The organism is Enterovirga sp. CN4-39 (assembly GCF_049446235.1).
Lineage (GTDB): Bacteria > Pseudomonadota > Alphaproteobacteria > Rhizobiales > Beijerinckiaceae > Enterovirga.
The window spans coordinates 364,843-383,745 of the sequence record NZ_JBMSEF010000001.1; the positions used below are offsets into that span (position 1 = coordinate 364,843).

Here is an 18,903-nt window from a genome sequence, read left to right on the forward strand (position 1 = left end):
GGTCAGCGTTCCCGCGAAGTGACGACGACGGAGCCGCGCTCGATGGAGAGCGCAAGGTCTCCGGCTTTCAGGGCCAGGGCCTTCTCCCCGAAGAGGCGCCGCCGCCACCCTCGCAGCGCCGGGACGTCTGCCCCGTCGTCATCGGCAATGGCCTCCAGATCATCCACGGTGGCGAGCACCTTCGGTGCGACGCGCTCGTTCTCGGAGACTGCGCGCAGGAGGACTTTCAGGAGCTCGACCGTCGCGGCGTTCCCTCCGGCGCGCGGTCGGCCTCGGGCAGGCACCGGCACGGTAGCCGGATCACGCGCCAGACCTCGCTCCACAGCCGCGAGGATGTCGCTCGCAGGTCGGGAGCGCTCGAAACCGTTCGGAATCGACCGTAGCCGGCCGAGCGCCTCTGCGCTGCGGGGCGCCGATACTGCGACGTCGATCACCGCTTCGTCCTTGAGGACGCGGCTGCGTGGAACGTCGCGGCTCTGGGCCTCGCGTTCACGCCAAGCGGCCACCTCCATGAGCACCGCGATCTCGCGCGGCTTGCGCATGCGCCCAGCCAGACGCATCCATGCCTTCTCCGGATCGTTCCGATACGTCTCCGGCGAGGTCAGAATGGCCATTTCGTCGTCCAGCCAATCCGCCCGCCCGGTCCGCTCCAGCTCGGCCGAGAGCTTCTCGTAGATGGTCACCAGGGACGTCACGTCGGACAAGGCGTAGGCGAGCTGCGCCTCGCTGAGGGGGCGCCTCGACCAATCGGTAAAGCGGGACGACTTATCGATGCGGGCCTTGGCCAGATCGTTGGCGAGCTGCTCGTAGGAGACCGAGTCGCCATAGCCGCAGACCATCGCGGCGACCTGGGTGTCGAAGAGCGGCTCTGGAAGCAACCCGCCGAGGTTCCAGACGATTTCGAGATCCTGCCGGGCCGAGTGGAACACCTTGACCACCGACTTGTCGGCCATCAGGGCAAAGAACGGGGCGAGGTCCATGCCGGGCGCCAGCGGATCGACAAGGACGCCGTCGAGCCCGGGGCCCGCCATCTGGATCAGGCACAACTTGGAATAATATGTCGTCTCCCGCATGAACTCGGTATCAACCGTGACGAACGGCGCGGCAGCGAAGCGAGAGCAGGAAGAGGCGAGTGCCTCCGTCGTCGAGATCAAGTCCATCTGGGCGCTATAACCGACTGTTTCTCGTTCCGCGACGTCAACCTGAGCCGGAGACGGGATCCATCGCCTATGCGGCGCCTCTCCCGAGCCAGGCATATCTCGCCTTCAGGTACCTGCCTGGCTTGCCGGTGGCCGAGATGGCGGTCTCGATGTCCTGCGTGCGCAGGTTCACAGCTCCGGGCGCCCGGCCGAGGACGGCCATCGTAGCTCCGGTGCACATGACGAGGATTATGGTGCGGTGAATGGGGGCTCGCATCGCCAAAAACTCACGACGAGCACCCCAGCTAGGCCCGAGAATCTCAACGAGACCCTTACAATTTGAGTTACTTTGTGCGCTGCACAATCACGGTTAACGAGTAAGGATCCCGAGCAAGATTGACGGTGAACGTCGGAACCCCGCGGGACCTGCCCGCCGGCGCTCTCGCTTGACAAGCACGGGACCCCATGAATGGTGCGCGGCTTCCCGAGGTACCGTCATGCACCGTTATCGCAGCCACACCTGCGGAGCCCTCCGCCCGTCCGACATCGGCCAGAGCGTGCGTCTCTCCGGCTGGTGCCACCGCATCCGCGACCATGGCGGGGTGCTCTTCATCGACCTGCGGGATCATTACGGGCTCACGCAATGCGTGGTGGACCCGGACTCGGCCGCTTTCCGGCTCGCCAACGAAGTGCGCTCGGAGTGGGTGGTCCGAATCGACGGCAAGGTCCGTCAGCGTCCGGAAGGTACCGCGAATGCCGAGCTCCCGACCGGGCAGATCGAGCTGTACGTCACCGAACTCGAGGTGCTGGGTCCGGCCGGCGATCTGCCGCTGCCGGTCTTCGGCGAGCAGGAATATCCGGAGGATATCCGGCTCCGCTATCGCTTTCTCGATCTGCGCCGGGAGAAGCTGCACGCCAACATCATGCGGCGTACCCAGGTCGTGTCGTCGCTCCGCCGCCGGATGGGAGAGGCGGGGTTCTTCGAGTTCCAGACGCCCATCCTGACGGCTTCGTCGCCTGAGGGAGCGAGGGACTTCCTCGTTCCCTCGCGGCTGCATCCGGGCAAGTTCTACGCCCTCCCGCAGGCGCCGCAGCAATACAAGCAGCTCCTGATGATGTCGGGCTTCGATCGGTACTTCCAGATCGCGCCCTGCTTCCGCGACGAGGATCCGCGGGCCGATCGCTTCTACGGCGAGTTCTACCAGCTGGACCTGGAGATGAGCTTCGTCACCCAGGACGACGTGCTGGGTGCCATGGAGCCCGTGCTCCGTGGGGTGTTCGAGGAATTCGCGGACGGAAAGCGCGTCACGGGCGAGTTCCCGCGCATCCCGTATGCGGAGTCCATGCTGAAATACGGCTCGGACAAGCCGGACCTCCGCAACCCGCTCCTCATCGCGGACGTGACGGAGGAATTCTCGGACGAGAGCGTCACGTTCAACGCTTTCAAGAACGTCATCAAGGTAGGGGGCGTGGTGCGCGCCATCCCGGGACCCGGGGCAGGGGCTCAGCCGCGCTCGTTCTTCGACAAGCTGAACGACTGGGCCCGAAGCGAGGGCGCAGCCGGGCTCGGCTACATCATCCTGGCGGACGAGAACGAGAAGGTCGTCGGCCGCGGGCCCATCGCCAAGTTCGTGCCGGAGGATGTGCTGGCGCGGATCTGCCTGCGCGCCGGCGTCGGGGCCGGTGACGCCGTATTCTTCGCGGCAGGCGAGGAGGCGAAGGCGGCCAGTCTCGCCGGGAAGGCGCGGCTGCGCATCGGCGAAGAACTCGACCTGGTCGATCGCGAGCAGTTCGCGCTCGCCTGGATCACCGATTTCCCGTTCTACGAGTGGGACGACGAGAACAAGAAGGTCGATTTCGCCCACAATCCGTTCTCGATGCCCCAAGGCGGCATGGACGCGCTTCAGACGCAGGAGCCCCTGACGCTGAAAGCCTTCCAGTACGATCTCGTCTGCAACGGCTACGAGATCGCATCGGGCGGCATCCGCAACCAGCTTCCCGATGTCATGGTGAAGGCGTTCGAGATCGCCGGGTACACACGCCAGGACGTGGAGGACCGGTTCGGCGGCCTCTATCGCGCGTTCCACTACGGCGCCCCTCCGCACGGGGGCATGGCTGCGGGCGTGGACCGGATCGTCATGCTGGTCTGCGGCGCGAAGAACCTTCGTGAGGTTGCGCTCTTCCCGATGAATCAGCAGGCCGAGGATCTGCTGATGGGTGCGCCGTCGGAGCCGAGCGCGAAGCAGCTTCGCGAACTGCACATCCGGCTCAACCCGCCGCAGAAGTAAGCGGTTTTGACCGAGACGCCCCGCTTTCAAGCGAGAAGCGCGGCGTCTCGCGGTCAGTCGGCCTCAGGCCGATACTCGCGCCCCTTCACGAGGCGCGACGGCGTGTAGACCAGCACCGGTTCGGATCGCTGGTTCAGCACCGTGTTGCGCGTCTTCACGAAGCCGCGGCCGGCCTTGCTGGTGGGACGCGACTCGAGGACCTCGCATTCGAGCCGGATCGTGTCTCCGGCGAAGGTGGGCCCCTTCACGTCGAGTTCCATACCGAGGAAGGCCAGCCCTACGCGCTGCACCACGGATTGCATGAGCAATCCCTCGGCGAAGCTGTAAACGAGCGCGCCCGGCACGAGCCGCTTGCCTCCGAACAGCGATTGCTCCTTCAGGTACTCGACGTTGGTGAACAGCACCTCCGTCATCCCGGTCACGCCGACGAAGGCCGTGATATCGGCCTCCGTGATGGTGCGGCCGATCGTCCGGAAACGGAAGCCGACGGGCGTGTCCTCCCAGCGAAGCCCGAGACCGAGCGTCGGAACGTCCTCTTTCATGTGCTCGCCTTCGCGTGCCGCTTGATCGCTTTGCCGATCGCCTCTGCGACCGTCTTCATCCGGGACTGCATGCGGAACATCGGTCCCGCGACGACAACCGCGAGGCGCCGCTCGGGAAGGCCAAGAGGCATCGCGACGCCCGCGAGATCGGCGCTGAAATCCGCATAGCTCTCGCAATAGCCGCGCTCGACCGAGCGCCTCAGCTCGGCCTCGACCATGTCGATGCTGATGGGCGTATGCGGCCCATATTGCTTGAACTCGATCTTGCGATAGAGCGCCATCCGCTCGTCGACCGAGTACTGGAGGAGCAGAGCGCGGCCCGTCGAACTCGCGTGGATCGGGATCCGGTGGCCAATATGGCCGAAATAGCGCACCGGCGCAGGCGATTCGACGACGTCCAGGAAGACCGCCATCGTGCCAGCCGCACCGCCGATCGCCACCGTCTCGCCCGTATCCGCGGCAAGCTCGTTCAGGATCAGCTTGGTCCAGGAGGGCAGGGGCTCGGCATTCGCGACTGCCTGCGCCTGCATGAGCCAGCGCGGCGTCGGATAGAAGCCGGCCCGCGGCTTCGGCTCGTAGAGGTAGCCGCGGTCGGCGAGCGTGGTCAGCAGGTTGAACGTGCTCGAGCGCGGCCAGCCGAAATGGTCCGCGATCTCGGAGAGGGTCGCGGGCCGGCGTGCCTGGGCGAAGTATTCCAGGAGGTCGAGGACGTTTGCCGCCTGCCTGACGATCATCGCTGCCTCACGAGCGGGCTGGAGGCGGCATCAGGGCCGTCCCGAGGCTGAAAGGATTTTCTCGGCCGCACGCAGATGGGGCTTGTCGATCATCTTGCCGTCGATGCGGATGACGCCGAGTCCGGTATCGGCCGCGAAGGCATCCACGATCCGCCGCGCCCAGGCGACCTCCTCATCGGTCGGGCTGAACGCTGCGTTGACTACCTCGACGTGCTTCGGATGGATCACCGCCTTGCAGCTGAAGCCGTCCCGCCGCGCGGCCGCGGACTCCTCGGCCAGGCCTTCGAGGTCCTCGATGTCCGTGTAGACGGTGTCGATGGCCGCAACCCCTGCCGCCGCGGCGCCCATGAGGCAGAGGTCGCGGGCGAGGCGGTAGGGCGAGTGGTAGGTGCGGCCGGTCTTGTTGGCCGTCGACCCGAGGGAGGCCGACAGGTCCTCCGCCCCCCACATCAACCCGAGAAGCCGCTCCGTCGCGCCCGCATAGGAGCCTAGCCCGAAGATCGAAGCCGCGGTCTCGGTGGCGATTGCGATGATGCTTGTGGCTCCCGGAACAACGCCGGTCGCGGCCTCGATCCCGTCCAGCCAGAGCGAAACCTGCCGCAGTTGATCCGCCGATTCGCATTTCGGAAGGACGACCCCGTCTGGCCGCGCGGGGAGCGTCGCGGCAAGATCCCCGAGCGTTCGTCCCGTATCGAGCGCGTTCACGCGGACGAAGAGCTTCTGCGCGCCGCGCTCGGCCCCGAGCATGCCGCAGGTGATCGAGCGGGCCTCGTCCTTCCGGTCGGGCGCGACGGAATCCTCCAGGTCGATGATCAGGGCGTCGGCCGGGCCGGTGCGCGCCTTCTCGAACTTTCGCGCGCTGTCGCCGGGAACGAAGAGGAGGGAGCGCATCAGGCCGCGTCCTGCTTTCGCATCATCGCCATGCGCTTGCAGGTCGCTACGACCTCGTCGTTCTGGTTGAGGCAGGTGTGCATGAACTCGACGAGCCCGACGCCGGGCCGCGACTTGGACTCTCGTTTCGAGAGTACCTTGGTGACGGCCCGCAGGGTGTCGCCATGAAACACGGGCTTCGGGAAGTTCACTTCGCTCATCCCGAGATTGGCCACCGTCGTGCCGAGCGTCGTGTCGTAGACGGTCATGCCGACCATGATCCCGAGCGTGTACAGCGAGTTGAAGATGCGCTGGCCGAACTCCGTCTTTTCCGCGAAGTGAGCGTCGATGTGCAGCGGCTGAGGGTTCAGCGTGAGGAGGCTGAACATCGTGTTGTCCATCTCCGTCACGGTGCGCGTCAGCGGATGCCGGAACTCGTGTCCGACCTCGAATTGCTCGTAATAGAGACCCGCCATCCTTGTTCTCCCTAACTCTTCAATGATCCCGCGTCGGCGCCGATAGCGCCGGACACGAGCAGCGTCTGGATCCGCTCCGGGGCGACGCCCCACTCGCGAAGGGCACTCTCCGTGCTGGCGCCGGCAGGCTCGGGAGCCGTCGGCGCCTCGGATGGCGTCGCCGAGAAGCGCGGCGCCGGGCCGGGCTGTACGACGCCGTCGACCGTCACGAAGCTGCCCCGCGCGACGTTGTGCGGATGGGTGGGTGCTTCAGCAAGCGACAGCACGGGCGCCACGCAGGCGTCCGTTCCCTCTAGCAGGGCACACCATTCCGCCCGCGGCTTCTCCCGAAACCGTGCCGCAAGGACTGCCTTCGCCCGGGGCCAGTTCGAAGGCTCGCCGACGTCCGGAAGGCTCGCGGCATCGATGCCGATTTTGGCCAGGAGGATCTCGCGGAACTTGCCCTCGATCGGCGCCACCGAGAGATAGAGCCCGTCGGCGCACTCGTAGACCTCGTAGTGCGGCGCGCCGGAATCGAGGAGGTTGGCACCCCGCATGTCGCTCTGCATGCCGGCCGCATGCAGGCCGTAGAACATCGCCATCAGGCTCGCTGCGCCTTCGGTCATGGCGGCATCGACGACCTGGCCAACGCCGGTTTGTCGGGCGTGCAGAAGCGCCGCCGTGATCCCGAAAGCGAGGTACATTGCCCCGCCCCCGAAATCGCCCACGAGGTTCAGGGGCGGGGTAGGGGGCGCGCCAGCCCGGCCGGTTGCGTGCAGCGCGCCGGTGAGCGCGATGTAGTTCAGGTCATGCCCGGCGGCTTGGGCGAGGGGGCCGCTCTGGCCCCACCCGGTCACGCGGCCATAGACCAGCGAAGGCTTAGCCGCGAGGCACGCTTCCGGGCCGAGGCCGAGCCGCTCCATCGTTCCCGGCCGGAAACCTTCGATCAGCGCATCCGCATCGCGCAGAAGATCGAGCACGAGCCCGATCCCGTCAGGATGCTTCAGGTTCACGGCAACGGAGCGTCGACTCCGAGCCAGCAGATCGAATCGCACCGGCTTGTCGATGCCAAGGCCGCTCGGGCTCGGCCGGTCGATGCGCAAGACATCGGCGCCCGCATCGGCGAGCACCATGGCGCACATCGGTGCCGGCCCGATTCCGGCCATCTCGAGGATCCGGATCCCGGCGAGAGGACCCTGCCTCCTCCGTACCGCCTTGCCGTCAGGTTGCATGCTGTGACTCCCTGTCGTGCCAGGCTCGCGAAAGTTCCTCCCGGTACTCGGGCGCCGCGATAGCGATTATCCGTTCGGCCCGCTCGTTCAAAGTTGCCCCGCGCAGGTCCGCGACGCCGTGCTCCGTCACCACCAGATCCGCGTCACTGCGCGGCAGGGTCACCGTCTCGAGCCGAGGCACGATCCGGCTGGCCTTCCCCCCCAGCGCAGTTGCCGGCAGGGCGATGATCGAGCGACCACCGTCACCTGCGAGCGCACCACGCACGAAATCCACCTGCCCACCGACAGCGCCGACGTAACGGCCGCCGGCCGTCTCGGCGTTCGCCTGTCCGGTCAGATCGATCTCGACCGCCGAGTTGATCGCGCGGAAGTTGGGAATGGCTGCGATCGTGGCATGATCGTGCGTGTGGGCGGCGGGTCGGACCTGGACCGCCGGATTGTCGTGGACGTGGTCGAACAGGCGACGTGTGCCGAGCACGGTGTTGGTCGTGCTCATGCCGCGGTCCACGGGTTTGCGGGCGTTCGTGACCACTCCCGCCTCGATCAGGTTGAGGCAGACGTCTCCCATCACGCCGGAATGGATCGAGAGCTCCTTGTGGTGCCGCAGCCCGGACAGCGCCGCGGTGGGTGCCGCGCCGACCCCGAATTGTAGGCAGGCGCCGTCAGGGATGTGGTCCGCGATATGGCGCGCGATCCGCTCCTCCGCCTCGCCGAAGCGGGACGGTTTCAGCTCCTGCGGCGGCAGCTCCGCCGCTACGAGCAGATCCGGCTCTCGCCAATCCAATTTGGCGCCATGGGTCCAGGGTGCGTCCGGGTTGACTTCTCCCACCACAACCCGGGCGTGCCGGGCCGCTGCCGCGACGTAATCGTTGGCCAGCGCAAGACTGTAGCCGGACCGTCCGGGCGGCGGGGGCGCGAGTTGCAGAAGCACGATATCGGCGCGCAGGAATCCTGTCGCGAAGGCCTGCTCTATCCGGCTGTAATGCCACGGCAGAACGTCGAGCCGGCCCGCCCGCGAGAGCGCCGCATTCGTCCCAAACCCGCCATAGCTCCTGAACGCGATCCCGCCGGTGCCTTCGCTCCGGAAGGTCTCCGAGAGGCAGAGCCCTAGGAACAGCGTGAACGGACCGATCTCATCCTTTTGCGCGATGAGCCGCCGGGTCAGCGTGAGCGGCTCCGCTGTGCCTTGTCCGCAGAGCACGACGTCGCCGGGCTGCACGAGCCTGGCGAGATCGAGGTCACTGGCGGACAGCATGTCTGGTTGCGCTCAGTAGGATTTTGGCAGGCCGAGCACGCGCTCGGCGATGAAGCACATCACGAGTTGGGGGCTGATCGGCGCAATGCGCGGGACCATCACCTCCCGGAGGTAGCGCTCGACGTGATATTCCTTGGCGTAGCCGAAGCCGCCATGGGTCATGACGGCCTGCTGGCAGGCGTTGAATCCCGCCTCACCAGCCAGGTACTTGGCAGCGTTCGCGGCCGCCCCGCAGGGGAGGTCGTTGTCGTACTGCCAGGCGGCGGACATGGTCATCAGCCACGCCGCCTCGAGCTCCATCCAATTGACGGCGAGAGGATGCTGGATCGCCTGGTTCTGGCCGATCGGACGATTGAAGACGATCCGCTCCTTCGCGTAGGCCGTTGCGCGTGAGAGCGCCAGACGGCCAAGCCCGATCGCCTCGGCGGCGATGAGCACCCGCTCCGGGTTCATCCCATGCAGGATGTATTCGAACCCGCGGCCTTCCTCGCCGATACGGTCCTCCTCCGGGATCTCGAAATCCTCGATGAACAGCTCGTTCGAGTCGACGGCCTTGCGGCCCATCTTCTCAATCTCGTGCACCTTGATCCGGCTGCGGTCGAAATCCGTGTAGAAGAGCGTTAGGCCTTGTGTCGGCTTCTTGACCTCCTCCAGCGGCGTGGTGCGGGCGAGAAGCAGGATCTTTTTCGCGACCTGGGCGGTCGAGATCCAGACCTTCTGGCCGTTGACGACATAGCGATCGCCTCGCTTCACGGCTCGCGTCTTGAGCTGCGTCGTATTCAGCCCCGTATTGGGCTCGGTGACGGCGAAGCAGGCCTTCTCCTGCCCCTGCAGCATCGGCGGGAGCATGCGCCGCTTCTGCTCTTCCGTTCCAAAGACGACGACCGGATTGAGGCCGAAGACGTTGATGTGGACCGCGGAGGCGCCGGACATGCCGGCGCCGGATTCGGCGATCGTGCGCATCATGATCGCGGCCTCGGTTACGCCGAGCCCCGAGCCGCCATACTCCTCGGGCACGCAGATCCCGAGCCAGCCACCCTCGGCCATGGCGTCGTAGAAGTCGGTCGGGAAGCCGCCCTTCAGGTCCCGCTGATGCCAGTACTCGTCGTCGAAACGGGCGCAGATGGACGCGACCGCTTCCTGGATCGCCTCTTGGTCGGCCGTGAGTGCAAAGTCCATCAGACCGCTTCCTTTGTCGCTTCTCTGCCCGAGCTGATGGGCATGATGTCGGCCTCGCGCACCGCCCCGATCCGGCTGAGCGCGTCGAGTTCCGCGTCGGAAAATCCGGCTTCGGCAAGGACCTCGCGGGTGTGCTCGCCAAGAGCGGGCGCGGGCCGCCCGGCAACGGGCTGGGTCCCGGACCACCGGGACGGTACCCGCATGGACGTCACGGGCCCCTCGATCGGGTGTTCGATCTTTTCGAAGAAGCCCACGGCCTTCAGGTGCGGATCGTCCTGGATAGTCTCCAGGCTGTGCATCGGCATGTTCGGGATGTCCGCCTGCTCCAGCACTTGCCGCCATTCGGCGGTGGTGCGCGTGCGGAAGATGCGCCCGACCTCGCCATAGACCTCGTCGATGTTTCGCAATCGGGCCTTCAGACTGGCGAAGCGGGGATCCTCGATGAGGTCGGCCCGGCCGATGGCGTTGAAGAAGCTGCGCCAGTGCTTGTCGGTGTAGATGAGAACGCAGATGTGGCCGTCCGCGGTTTCGTAAGGCCGCCGGGCGCGTGCCAACAGCCGAGGATAACCCCCGCGATCGAGCGCAGGCCGGTAGGTGAGGCCGCCGAAATGGTCGCCGAGCACGAAGCCCGTCATCGTCTCGAACATCGGAACCTCGACCTCCTGGCCTTCCCCGGTGCGCTCGCGGTGGACCAGCGCAGCCAGGACCGCCTGCACGGCGAAAAGGCCGACGATCCGGTCGGCAATGTTGACGGGAACGTAGCGCGGCGTGCCATCCGACGCGGCGGCGACGAGGGCTGGGACGCCCGACGCACCCTGGATGAGGTCGTCATAGGCCGGCTTTGCCGCGTAGGGGCCGCTTTGCCCAAACCCGACCAGCCCGACAAAGATGATGTCCGGGCGCACGGCTTTGACGTTTGCGTAGTCGAGCCCGAGGCGGGCCAGCGCTTTCGGCCGCATGTTGCAGATCATCACATCGGCCGTCGCGGCAAGGCGGAGCAGTGCATCTCGGCCCTCGGGCCGTTTCAGGTCGATGACGACACTGCGCTTGCTCCTGTTCGTGTGCAGGAACATGCCGCCCATTTTGGCGCTGCGCCCCGGCCCGATGTCCCGGACGATGTCACCCTCGGGCGCCTCCACCTTGATGACGTCTGCGCCGAGATCGCCGAGCTGAAGTGTCGCGTACGGCCCCATGAGGACCGAGGTCAGGTCCAGCACACGAATTCCGGCGAGAGGTCCCATGCTAGTCCCGTTCATGCACATGGACAGATCGTTCAGGCGGGATGGCATGTCAACCTTGCCATTCAGTGCAGAGCAGCAAGGTTTATTGCACTGCAACTTGCCGAAGCGAGCCTTGACGCGACAATTCAGGAGTATGTACTCAAAGTTCAAGACGGCTCGCCGGTGGGCGGACGACAACAATCTCTGGAGGATCAGCCATGGCGAAGGCTCGAGGGCAAATCGTTGCGTCAGGGGTGGGGTTGACCCTCCTGGCGGCAACCCCGGCCTTTGCCGCGGATCCGATCAAGCTTCGGGTCGCTGATTCATTTCCAAGCGGTCACTACCTGACGAAAGTGATCATCCAGCCCTGGATGGCCGAGGTCACCAAGCGCACGAACGGTCGGGTAACGTTCGAGTACTTCCCGAGCCAGCAACTCGGAAAAGCGACCGACATGCTGACTCTCACCCAGACCGGGGTGACGAATATCGGCTACGTGGCGCCCGCCTATGCGTCGGAGAAGATGCCGCTGTCGGAAGCGGCGATGCTGCCGGGCGCGTTCCAGACGAGTTGCCAGGGAACGATGGCCTACGCCAAGGCGGCTCGCCAAGGCGCAATCGCGGCGCAGGACTATTCGTCCAACAAGATCCGGCTGCTCACAGCCGTGGCGCTGCCGCCGTACCAGATCCTGACCGTGAAGGCGCCGGTGAAGGGCGAGGCGGACCTGAAGGGGCTCAAGCTACGCTCGACGGGCGGCGCGCAGGACCTCACCTTGCGCACGGTGGGCGCAGTGCCAGTCCGGATGGCGGCTCCGGACACCTATGAATCCCTAGCGCGCGGAACGCTCGACGGCGTGCTCTTCCCGCTCGACAGCGTCGTCTCCTACAATGTCGAGAAAATCGTCCGCTATTCCACCGAAGGTGCGAATTTCTCGAGCTTCATCGTGGCCTACTCGATCAGCGATGCCGCCTGGAATGCTCTCCCCGATGACGTGAAGAAGGTCATGACGGAGGTCTCGGACGAGGTCACGAAGTCCGCCTGTGCGTCAGTCGACAAACAGGAAGCGGATATCAAGCAGAAGCTCAAGGAAGCTGGTGTCCAGTTCCAGCCCATCTCCGCGGAGTTCAAGGGCAAACTCGACGACATGCTGAAGGACGTTGCCAGCCAGTGGGCGAAGGGCCTTGATTCCCGCGGTCGCAAGGGGACGGTGGCGCTCGGTGAATTACGCAACGCCGTTGCGGAGCAGCCTGCGAAGTAGGCCTGTCCCTCTCGCCGAACCCCTCAGGGTTCCGGTTCGCCGGGCAACGGAGCATCCCGATGAGAGTTCTCGAAGCCGCGCTGCGGCTGGTCGAGCGCGTCGCCACCACCATCGCTGCCGTGATCATGTTCGCCATCATGGTGATCGTGGGGGCCGACGTGTTCATGCGCTACGTCTTCAACAGCCCGTTCGGCTGGGCCTATGACCTGATCTCCCTCTACCTGATGGCGGCGGTCTTCTTCCTGGTCCTTTCGCACACCTACGTCGTCGGCGGGCATGTCAGCGTCGACATCCTCCAGCAGAAGCTGCCGGCGAAGCCGTTCCGTGTGACGGAGATCGTGACGACGGGCGTGAGCTTCGTGGTGTTCGTCCTGATCGCCTGGGCCGGTTGGCACCGCATGGTGGACGCCTTCCAGCAGGGAGATGTTCTCGCCGGCGCGATCCCCTGGCCAACCTGGCCGGCTCTGGCCCTCGTTCCCTTCGGATCCGGCCTTCTGGCTCTGCGACTCGCGATCGATTTCGTGGGCCATCTCGGGTCGCTCATCACAGGCCGTGACCTGATTCCGGTTCGTCGGCACGTCCAACACGGGCAGGAGTCGTTCGAGTGAGCGTTGCAATCGGCCTGGGTACGCTCTTCCTCCTGCTTGCCATCGGAACCCCTGTCGGGTTCGCGATGGCGGTGTCGGGTTCGATCGGCCTCTATGTCGTGGGCGGGCTGCCGATGCTGTCCGGCATCCTGCAGACGGCACCGCTCTCGAGCGTGAGCTCCTATGAGCTCATCACGATCCCGATGTTCCTCCTCATGGCGGAACTCGTGCTGCTCAGCGGGGTCGCGGACGATCTCTTCCGCGCCACCGCGGCCTGGATGGGCCGCGTCCGCGGCGGTCTCGCCATGGCGACGGCGCTCGCCGGCGCAGGATTCGGGGCGATCTGCGGAACGAGCACCGCGTCGGCCGCCACGCTCTCCTCGACAAGCCTCCCCGCGATGCTGCGGCAGGGCTACGAGCCCAAGCTGGCGGCTGGGGTGGTCGCGATCTCCGGCACGCTCGCCATGCTCATTCCGCCGAGCGTCGCCCTCGTCATCTACGGCTTGCTCGCCGAAGTGAACATCGGCGGCCTCCTCATCGGCGGCATCATTCCCGGCATCCTCGTCACCATCACCATCATGGCGACCGTCTGGTTCCTCGTCTGGCAGGATCCCAGCCGCGCGCCGGAAGCGGGACCCGTCCCGTGGTCCGAGAAGTTCCGGATGCTGCGCGTGGTCGCGCCGATGGTGATCCTCTTCGGCATGGTCACGGGCGTGATCTATACCGGCGTCGCAACTCCCACCGAGGCCTCGGCGCTCGGCGCGCTCGGCGCGTTCGGCATCGCCTGCTTTTACGGGAAGGTGAACCGGCACACGCTGCCGAAGACGCTGATCCGCGCGGCCCATGGCAGCTGCATGATCGCCATGATCCTGCTCGGCGCCCACATCTTCGGCTACTTCTTCACCTTGACGCAGGTCACCCAGAACCTCGTCGCCTGGGTCGGGGCGCTCGAAGTCTCCCGCTGGGTGATCATGGCCGTTATCCTGTTCGGCTACATCATCCTCGGGATGTTCATGGACCAGATCGCCATCCTGGTCCTCACGGTCCCGATCGTCGTGCCTCTCATCAAGTCGCTCGGCTTCGATCCGCTCTGGTTCGGCATCGTGAAGATTGTGACGGCCGAAATCGGCATGATCACGCCGCCCATTGGACTGAACTGCTTCGTGGTCGCGCGCTATTCGGGGCGGCCGGTGAGCGAGGTCTTCCATGGATCCCTGCCGCACTTCATTGCGCACCTGATCGCGATCGCGATCCTCGTCGCCTTCCCTGAAATCATCCTTTGGCTCCCCTCCAAGATGATGCATTAAGCCCGCCGGCCTGAGGCCGGAGGAGCCGAAGCGGATGGATGTTCTTGTCACGGGCGGCAGCGGTCAGGTCGGCGGCGCGCTCGCCGGGCTGAAATGGCCGACGGAGATCCGCCTCCACGCCCCGCCCCGCACCGAGCTTGACCTCGCCGATCCGCGCTCGGTCGAGCGCGTCATGTCAGCCCGCCCTTGGGCGGCGGTGATCTCCTGCGGTGCCTACACGGCGGTCGACAAGGCCGAGTCGGAGGTCGGGGCAGCATGGGCGGTGAATGCTCTGGCGCCGGCCATTATGGCTGCCGCATGTGCAAAGACCGGGACGCCGATCGTCCATGTCTCGACCGACTATGTCTTCGCCGGCGACAAGCCCGGCTTCTATACCGAGGATGATCCGATCGCCCCGATGAGCATCTACGGCGCCTCGAAGCAGGGCGGGGAGCAGGCGATCAGGACCGCCAACCCCTTGCACGCCGTCGTGCGGACGGCCTGGGTGCTCTCCCCGCACGGCCGCAACTTCCTGACGACGATGCTGCGCCTCGCCGGCGACAGGGACGAGGTCGCCGTCGTATCCGACCAGCGCGGATGCCCAACCTTCGCGGCCGATCTGGCGGGGGCGTTGCAGGCAATCACGCTTCGCCTCCTGCGGGAGCCGGAGGGTGCAACGGGCACGTTCCACTTCGTTAATGGCGGCGAGGCGACCTGGAGCGAGCTCGCGGCTGCCATCTTCGAGGGGGCCGCACGGCGCGGAGCGCCGAGCGCCCGCGTGCGCCCGATCACGACGGCCGAATACCCGACCCCGGCCCGCAGGCCAGGGAATTCGCGCCTGTCGACGGAGAAGATCGAGCGTGTCTTCGGGATCCGGCCGCGACCCTGGACAGCGGCGCTGGACGAGGCACTCGACGAGCGCCTGAAGGCCGCTCAGGCCTGACCGGGGGCGCGAAACCCTCGCTGGAAACTGGAACGACCTACTCGGGAACTGAGCCGATCACCTGGACATTCAGTCCCGACCGGGCGCCCTCAGGCCGCCCCCGGCGAGGGCAGAAAGATGGCCAGTGACCCGGACGTCACCTACCCGCCGCTCGACCGGCTGAAGGCGGTGGCGGAGAACGTTTGGGTCGTCGATAGCGGTCCGATCCGGGCGATGGGGCTGTCCCTGCCGATCCGGATGACGGTCATCCGCCTCGGCTCCGGCGGGATGTGGCTCCATTCGCCGACGCGCTTCGACGAGACCCTCCGGGGAGAGATCGAGGCGGTCGGCCCGATCCAGCATCTCGTCGCCCCCAACATCGCCCATTGGAGCTTCCTGAAGGACTGGCAGGAGCACTGCCCCGGCGCCACGACCTCCGCGGCACTGCATCTGCGCGAGCGGGCGCAGGTCAAGGCTGCGGGGATCCGGCTCGATCGCGACCTGACCGGCGACGCGCCGCCGGAATGGGCGGAGGAGATCGAGCAGGCGGTGGTTCCGGGTGCCTTCGGCTTCACGGAAGTCGCCTTCTTCCACCGGCCCTCAGCCACCCTCGTCCTGACCGATCTCATCGAGGATCTCGAAACCTCCAAGCTGCCCCTCGGGACGAAGCTCTTCGCCATCGTGATGCGGGCGAACAAGGCCACGAGCCCGCTGCAGATCCGGGTGGTGCTGCGCCTGCGCCGTGCGGAAGCCGCCGAGGCCGTCCGCCGGCTGATCGGGTGGCGTCCCGAGCGGGTGATCTTCGCCCATGGCCGCTTTTTCGATCGCGACGGCACGCGGGCCTTCAGGAACGCAATGGCCTGGCTCGTGAAGTAACAGGCGCCCTCATGCCGACCTGCATCCGAAGCAAACCTGTCCTTCCTTGACTTCCGCCGGCCCGCATCGACCATCGGGGAGCACGGCCGCAGAGCCGCGATGGTTCGGGAGGACAGATGAACAGCTACCAGATCACCGCCTTCGGCCGTCCGCTCGAGCTTCGCTGCACGGCGGAACCGGAGCCAGCGGGCAGCGAGGTGCTGGTCAGGGTGGAGCGCGCCGGCGTCTGCCACTCCGATCTCCATATCTGGCACGGCTTCTTCGATCTCGGCGGCGGAAAGCGCTTCGAGATGACCCAGCGCATGACGCTGCCTTTCACGCTCGGGCACGAGATCGTGGGGGAAGTCGTGGCAGTCGGTCCGGATGCCGATCCCGATCTCGTGGGAACCCAGGGCATCGTCCATCCCTGGATCGGCTGCGGCAGCTGCCATGCCTGCGCGGCCGGAGAGGAGGTGCGCTGCGCCAAACCCCGCACCGTCGGGACCCGGCGCGATGGCGGCTACAGCGACCACGTCCTCGTGCCCCACGGGCGCTACATCGTCCCGTACGGCGACCTGGAGCCCGGGCTCGCCGCCACCTGCGCCTGTTCGGGCCTGACCGCCTATAGCGCCTTGAAGAAGCTGCCGCGGATGTCGGCGGAGGACAGCGTGGTCATCATCGGGGCAGGGGGCGTCGGCCTCGCCTGCGTCGGACTCGCGGGCGCGGTCACGCCCGCCAAGGTCATCGTGTCGGATGTCGGCGGGACGAAGCGCGCGGCCGCTCTGGCGGCGGGAGCGCATGCGGCGCTGGACGGTTCGGGCGAGGGCGGCTCCGCCGCGATCCGGGAGGCGGCAGGGGACAGACCGCCCCGCGCCGCGATCGACTTCGTCGGCTCCCCGGAGACCCTGCGGCTGGCCATCGACTCGGTCGACGTCGGTGGCATCGTGATCTCTGTCGGGCTGTATGGTGGCGAGATAGCGATCTCGACAGCGCTCCTGCCGCTCCGGCAGACGACGATCCGCGGCTCCTATGTCGGCTCGCTGGAGGAGTTGCGCGAACTCGTCGGCGTCATGCAGACGCGGGATGTGAAGGCGGTGCCCGTGACCACCCGGCCGATGGCGGAGGTGAACGCCATCCTGGCCGACCTCGAGGCCGGCCGGATCGTCGGCCGGACCGTGATGGTGCCGTAGGCCGGCGCTATCGCTCCTGGCGGTTGAGGATGTAGTCGAGCCCGCCCACCCGGAACCAGCGGTAGCCATAGGGCTCGAGCACCAGCGTGTGGCGCCCGTCGGCATCGGCGTCGCTATGGCCGTTGCCGAGAAGATCGATCAGCCGGTCGCCCTGGGGCGTCCCCGGCTTGAGGCGAACCTCGCACGGCTCGTGGTGGAGGTTGTGGACGACCATCACGGAATTCCCGCGCCAGTCGTACCGCAGCGCCAGCACGCCGGGGTCGCGGGTCTGGACGACCTCGTAGTCGCCCCAACCGATTTCGGGCGCCTCGTGCCGGGCCCGGATCATGCGCTCCGTCCAGTTCAGGAGCGAGTCGGGGTCCCGCCGCTGAGCCGCGACATTCACCGTCTCGAAGCCCCACGGGCCGCCCTGGATGACGGGGAGCAGCGGCTTGTCGCCCTTGGTGAACCCGCCATGCGGCTCCGTCGACCATTGCATGGGCGTGCGCGCGCAGTTCCGCTCCGGCAGTGAAAGGTCGTCGCCCATCCCGATCTCGTCGCCGTAGCGCAGGACGGGCGTGCCCGGGAGCGTGAACATCAGGCTGTAGGCGAGTTCAAGCCGGCGACGGTCGGCGCCGAGCATGGGCGCGAGCCGGCGGCGGATGCCACGGTGGTAGAGCTGCATGTTCTCCTCGGGCCCGAAGGCCGCGAAAACCCGGTTGCGCTCCTCCTCGGTCAGGCGCCCGAGGTCGAGTTCGTCATGGTTGCGGAGGAACTGGCCCCATTGCCCGGAGGCGGGGCGGGACCTTGTCGCCTTCAGGGCCTGGATCAGAGGCTTCGTGTCGGCGGAGGCGAGCGCGTAGAACAGGTTCTGGTTGACCTGGAAGTTGAACATCATGTGGGAGCGGTCGCCGTCCTCCCCGAAATATTCGAGATCGTCCTCGGGCAGGATGTTGGCCTCGGCCAGCATCACGGCATCGCCCTGCCGCCATTGGATGAACTCGCGAAAGGTTCGGAGCATGCCGAACTGCTCGACGGGCTTCGTCACGTCCGGGCCCTTGGTTCCGATGATGAAGGGCACCGCATCCATCCGGAAGCCGGAGACGCCGAGCTGGATCCAGAACCCCATGATCTTCAGGATCTCGGCCTGAACGCGCGGGTTCGACGTGTTGAGGTCCGGCTGGAACTTGTAGAAGCGGTGGAAGTAGTAGGCGCCTGCCACTTCGTCCCAGGTCCAGGTCGTCTCCTGGACGCCCGGAAAGACCATTCCCTCGTTGGCGTTCTTCGGCTTCTTCTCCGACCAGACGTACCAGTCACGATAGGGGGAGTTCGGATCGCGCCGGGCGGCCTGAAACCAGGGATGCTCGATCGAGGTGTGATTGACCACGAGGTCGATCAGGACCCGGATACCCCTGCTCTTGGCCGCGTGGGTGAACTCGACGAAATCGCCGAGCGTGCCGTGCCGGGGATCGACGCCGTAATGGTCCGTGACGTCATAGCCGTCGTCCTTGAAGGGCGAGGGCTGGAAAGGCTGCAGCCAGACGGCATCGACACCAATCCCGTGCAGGTAGTCGAGCCGCCGGCTCAGCCCGATGAAATCGCCGACCCCGTCGCCGTCCGAGTCCATGAACGTGCCGACGTTCAGGCTGTAGATGACGGCGTTCTTGTACCAGAGGTCAGTGATCATATGACGGGCTCCCGATCGCACCATCCTGCGAACGCGTACGCTCGCTGACGGTTCGGGGCCCGGTCGGAAACGGCATCAGGAGCCGCTAGAGAATGCCGGAGCAGGTTCCGCAGCAGCCACTGCACCGGCGCGCCTCGTCACCGGGGTGTTCATCGCCTGCCAGGTCGGGCGAATGCTCCAGATGTCCCCCGCCGCAGTTCGAATGCGTCCGCAGGATCGCCGGCGGC

The 18,903-nt window shown here is 66.4% G+C and carries 18 protein-coding genes; 7 read left to right on the plus strand and 11 right to left on the minus strand.

The genetic code is table 11. The annotated features are described in order from the left end of the window. Positions 1-2 precede the first annotated feature (2 nt). A complete protein-coding gene (gene rnd / locus ACO2SS_RS01895) occupies positions 3-1,160 on the minus strand; it encodes a ribonuclease D (RefSeq protein ID WP_423275851.1) in 1,158 nt (385 codons plus the stop codon). Between the two features lie 67 nt (positions 1,161-1,227). After that, complete coding sequence (locus tag ACO2SS_RS01900) at positions 1,228-1,362, minus strand: hypothetical protein (RefSeq protein WP_423275852.1); 135 nt, start codon at positions 1,360-1,362, stop codon at positions 1,228-1,230. Positions 1,363-1,636: 274 nt separating this feature from the next. Here ACO2SS_RS01900 and aspS point away from each other — a divergent pair, with 274 nt between their 5' ends. After that, positions 1,637-3,427: an aspartate--tRNA ligase gene (gene aspS / locus ACO2SS_RS01905; protein WP_423275853.1), complete on the plus strand. Its 1,791-nt coding sequence runs from the start codon at positions 1,637-1,639 to the stop codon at positions 3,425-3,427. Positions 3,428-3,480: 53 nt separating this feature from the next. Here the strand turns inward: aspS and ACO2SS_RS01910 are convergent, their stop codons facing one another. The 8 genes from ACO2SS_RS01910 to ACO2SS_RS01945 are packed head-to-tail and all read right to left on the minus strand — an operon-like array spanning position 3,481 to position 10,935. After that, positions 3,481-3,969: a MaoC/PaaZ C-terminal domain-containing protein gene (locus tag ACO2SS_RS01910; protein WP_423275854.1), complete on the minus strand. Its 489-nt coding sequence runs from the start codon at positions 3,967-3,969 to the stop codon at positions 3,481-3,483. Next, positions 3,966-4,703 (minus strand): IclR family transcriptional regulator, encoded by a 738-nt coding sequence (locus ACO2SS_RS01915; protein WP_423275855.1) that lies wholly within the window; start codon positions 4,701-4,703, stop codon positions 3,966-3,968. The genes ACO2SS_RS01910 and ACO2SS_RS01915 overlap by 4 nt, the downstream gene beginning before the upstream one ends. A gap of 30 nt (positions 4,704-4,733) precedes the next feature. Beyond that, complete coding sequence (locus ACO2SS_RS01920) at positions 4,734-5,594, minus strand: HpcH/HpaI aldolase/citrate lyase family protein (protein WP_423275856.1); 861 nt, start codon at positions 5,592-5,594, stop codon at positions 4,734-4,736. Next, positions 5,594-6,049, minus strand: a complete 456-nt coding sequence (locus tag ACO2SS_RS01925; RefSeq protein ID WP_423275857.1) for a MaoC family dehydratase — start codon at positions 6,047-6,049, stop codon at positions 5,594-5,596. The genes ACO2SS_RS01920 and ACO2SS_RS01925 overlap by 1 nt, the downstream gene beginning before the upstream one ends. Positions 6,050-6,060: 11 nt before the next feature. Next, positions 6,061-7,260 carry a CaiB/BaiF CoA transferase family protein gene (locus tag ACO2SS_RS01930; RefSeq protein WP_423275858.1) on the minus strand — a complete coding sequence of 400 codons (1,200 nt, stop codon included), beginning with the start codon at positions 7,258-7,260 and terminating at the stop codon, positions 6,061-6,063. Then, entirely contained in the window at positions 7,250-8,515 is a 1,266-nt protein-coding gene (locus ACO2SS_RS01935; RefSeq protein ID WP_423275859.1) for an acetyl-CoA hydrolase/transferase family protein, read from the minus strand. The genes ACO2SS_RS01930 and ACO2SS_RS01935 overlap by 11 nt, the downstream gene beginning before the upstream one ends. Positions 8,516-8,527: 12 nt before the next feature. After that, positions 8,528-9,694, minus strand: coding sequence for an acyl-CoA dehydrogenase family protein (locus ACO2SS_RS01940; protein WP_423275860.1), 1,167 nt, complete (start codon positions 9,692-9,694; stop codon positions 8,528-8,530). Next, positions 9,694-10,935 carry a CaiB/BaiF CoA transferase family protein gene (locus ACO2SS_RS01945; protein WP_423275861.1) on the minus strand — a complete coding sequence of 414 codons (1,242 nt, stop codon included), beginning with the start codon at positions 10,933-10,935 and terminating at the stop codon, positions 9,694-9,696. Before ACO2SS_RS01945 ends, ACO2SS_RS01940 begins: the two co-directional genes overlap by 1 nt. 197 nt (positions 10,936-11,132) lie before the next feature. Between ACO2SS_RS01945 and dctP the strand changes: the two genes are divergently transcribed. The 6 genes from dctP to ACO2SS_RS01975 all read left to right on the plus strand — a co-directional run bounded on the left by dctP (position 11,133) and on the right by ACO2SS_RS01975 (position 17,010). Beyond that, on the plus strand, positions 11,133-12,170 hold the full coding sequence (dctP, locus tag ACO2SS_RS01950; RefSeq protein ID WP_423275862.1) for a TRAP transporter substrate-binding protein DctP: 1,038 nt from the start codon (positions 11,133-11,135) through the stop codon (positions 12,168-12,170). Positions 12,171-12,229: 59 nt separating this feature from the next. Next, on the plus strand, positions 12,230-12,778 hold the full coding sequence (locus tag ACO2SS_RS01955; protein ID WP_423275863.1) for a TRAP transporter small permease: 549 nt from the start codon (positions 12,230-12,232) through the stop codon (positions 12,776-12,778). Next, positions 12,775-14,064, plus strand: coding sequence for a TRAP transporter large permease (locus ACO2SS_RS01960; RefSeq protein WP_423275864.1), 1,290 nt, complete (start codon positions 12,775-12,777; stop codon positions 14,062-14,064). The genes ACO2SS_RS01955 and ACO2SS_RS01960 overlap by 4 nt, the downstream gene beginning before the upstream one ends. Positions 14,065-14,098: 34 nt before the next feature. Then, positions 14,099-14,986 carry a dTDP-4-dehydrorhamnose reductase gene (rfbD, locus tag ACO2SS_RS01965; protein ID WP_423275866.1) on the plus strand — a complete coding sequence of 296 codons (888 nt, stop codon included), beginning with the start codon at positions 14,099-14,101 and terminating at the stop codon, positions 14,984-14,986. A 117-nt stretch (positions 14,987-15,103) separates the two neighbouring features. Continuing rightward, positions 15,104-15,841, plus strand: coding sequence for a DUF4336 domain-containing protein (locus ACO2SS_RS01970; RefSeq protein WP_423275867.1), 738 nt, complete (start codon positions 15,104-15,106; stop codon positions 15,839-15,841). A 116-nt stretch (positions 15,842-15,957) separates the two neighbouring features. Beyond that, the gene (locus ACO2SS_RS01975) at positions 15,958-17,010 is read left to right on the plus strand and encodes an alcohol dehydrogenase (RefSeq protein WP_423275868.1); all 1,053 of its coding nucleotides are present in this window, start codon (positions 15,958-15,960) and stop codon (positions 17,008-17,010) included. A gap of 7 nt (positions 17,011-17,017) precedes the next feature. Here the strand turns inward: ACO2SS_RS01975 and ACO2SS_RS01980 are convergent, their stop codons facing one another. Then, positions 17,018-18,676 carry an alpha-amylase family protein gene (locus ACO2SS_RS01980; protein WP_423275869.1) on the minus strand — a complete coding sequence of 553 codons (1,659 nt, stop codon included), beginning with the start codon at positions 18,674-18,676 and terminating at the stop codon, positions 17,018-17,020. Positions 18,677-18,903: the final 227 nt, after the last annotated feature.

Excerpts from the sequence above, each read along its gene's own strand:
- rnd (WP_423275851.1), bottom strand. The coding sequence starts at position 1,160 with ATGGACTTGATCTCGACGACGGAGGCACTCGCCTCTTCCTGCTCTCGC.
- ACO2SS_RS01900 (WP_423275852.1), bottom strand. The coding sequence starts at position 1,362 with ATGGCCGTCCTCGGCCGGGCGCCCGGAGCTGTGAACCTGCGCACGCAG.
- aspS (WP_423275853.1), top strand. The coding sequence starts at position 1,637 with ATGCACCGTTATCGCAGCCACACCTGCGGAGCCCTCCGCCCGTCCGAC.
- ACO2SS_RS01910 (WP_423275854.1), bottom strand. The coding sequence starts at position 3,969 with ATGAAAGAGGACGTTCCGACGCTCGGTCTCGGGCTTCGCTGGGAGGAC.
- ACO2SS_RS01915 (WP_423275855.1), bottom strand. The coding sequence starts at position 4,703 with ATGATCGTCAGGCAGGCGGCAAACGTCCTCGACCTCCTGGAATACTTC.
- ACO2SS_RS01920 (WP_423275856.1), bottom strand. The coding sequence starts at position 5,594 with ATGCGCTCCCTCCTCTTCGTTCCCGGCGACAGCGCGCGAAAGTTCGAG.
- ACO2SS_RS01925 (WP_423275857.1), bottom strand. The coding sequence starts at position 6,049 with ATGGCGGGTCTCTATTACGAGCAATTCGAGGTCGGACACGAGTTCCGG.
- ACO2SS_RS01930 (WP_423275858.1), bottom strand. The coding sequence starts at position 7,260 with ATGCAACCTGACGGCAAGGCGGTACGGAGGAGGCAGGGTCCTCTCGCC.
- ACO2SS_RS01935 (WP_423275859.1), bottom strand. The coding sequence starts at position 8,515 with ATGCTGTCCGCCAGTGACCTCGATCTCGCCAGGCTCGTGCAGCCCGGC.
- ACO2SS_RS01940 (WP_423275860.1), bottom strand. The coding sequence starts at position 9,694 with ATGGACTTTGCACTCACGGCCGACCAAGAGGCGATCCAGGAAGCGGTC.
- ACO2SS_RS01945 (WP_423275861.1), bottom strand. The coding sequence starts at position 10,935 with ATGGGACCTCTCGCCGGAATTCGTGTGCTGGACCTGACCTCGGTCCTC.
- dctP (WP_423275862.1), top strand. The coding sequence starts at position 11,133 with ATGGCGAAGGCTCGAGGGCAAATCGTTGCGTCAGGGGTGGGGTTGACC.
- ACO2SS_RS01955 (WP_423275863.1), top strand. The coding sequence starts at position 12,230 with ATGAGAGTTCTCGAAGCCGCGCTGCGGCTGGTCGAGCGCGTCGCCACC.
- rfbD (WP_423275866.1), top strand. The coding sequence starts at position 14,099 with ATGGATGTTCTTGTCACGGGCGGCAGCGGTCAGGTCGGCGGCGCGCTC.
- ACO2SS_RS01970 (WP_423275867.1), top strand. The coding sequence starts at position 15,104 with ATGGCCAGTGACCCGGACGTCACCTACCCGCCGCTCGACCGGCTGAAG.
- ACO2SS_RS01975 (WP_423275868.1), top strand. The coding sequence starts at position 15,958 with ATGAACAGCTACCAGATCACCGCCTTCGGCCGTCCGCTCGAGCTTCGC.
- ACO2SS_RS01980 (WP_423275869.1), bottom strand. The coding sequence starts at position 18,676 with ATGATCACTGACCTCTGGTACAAGAACGCCGTCATCTACAGCCTGAAC.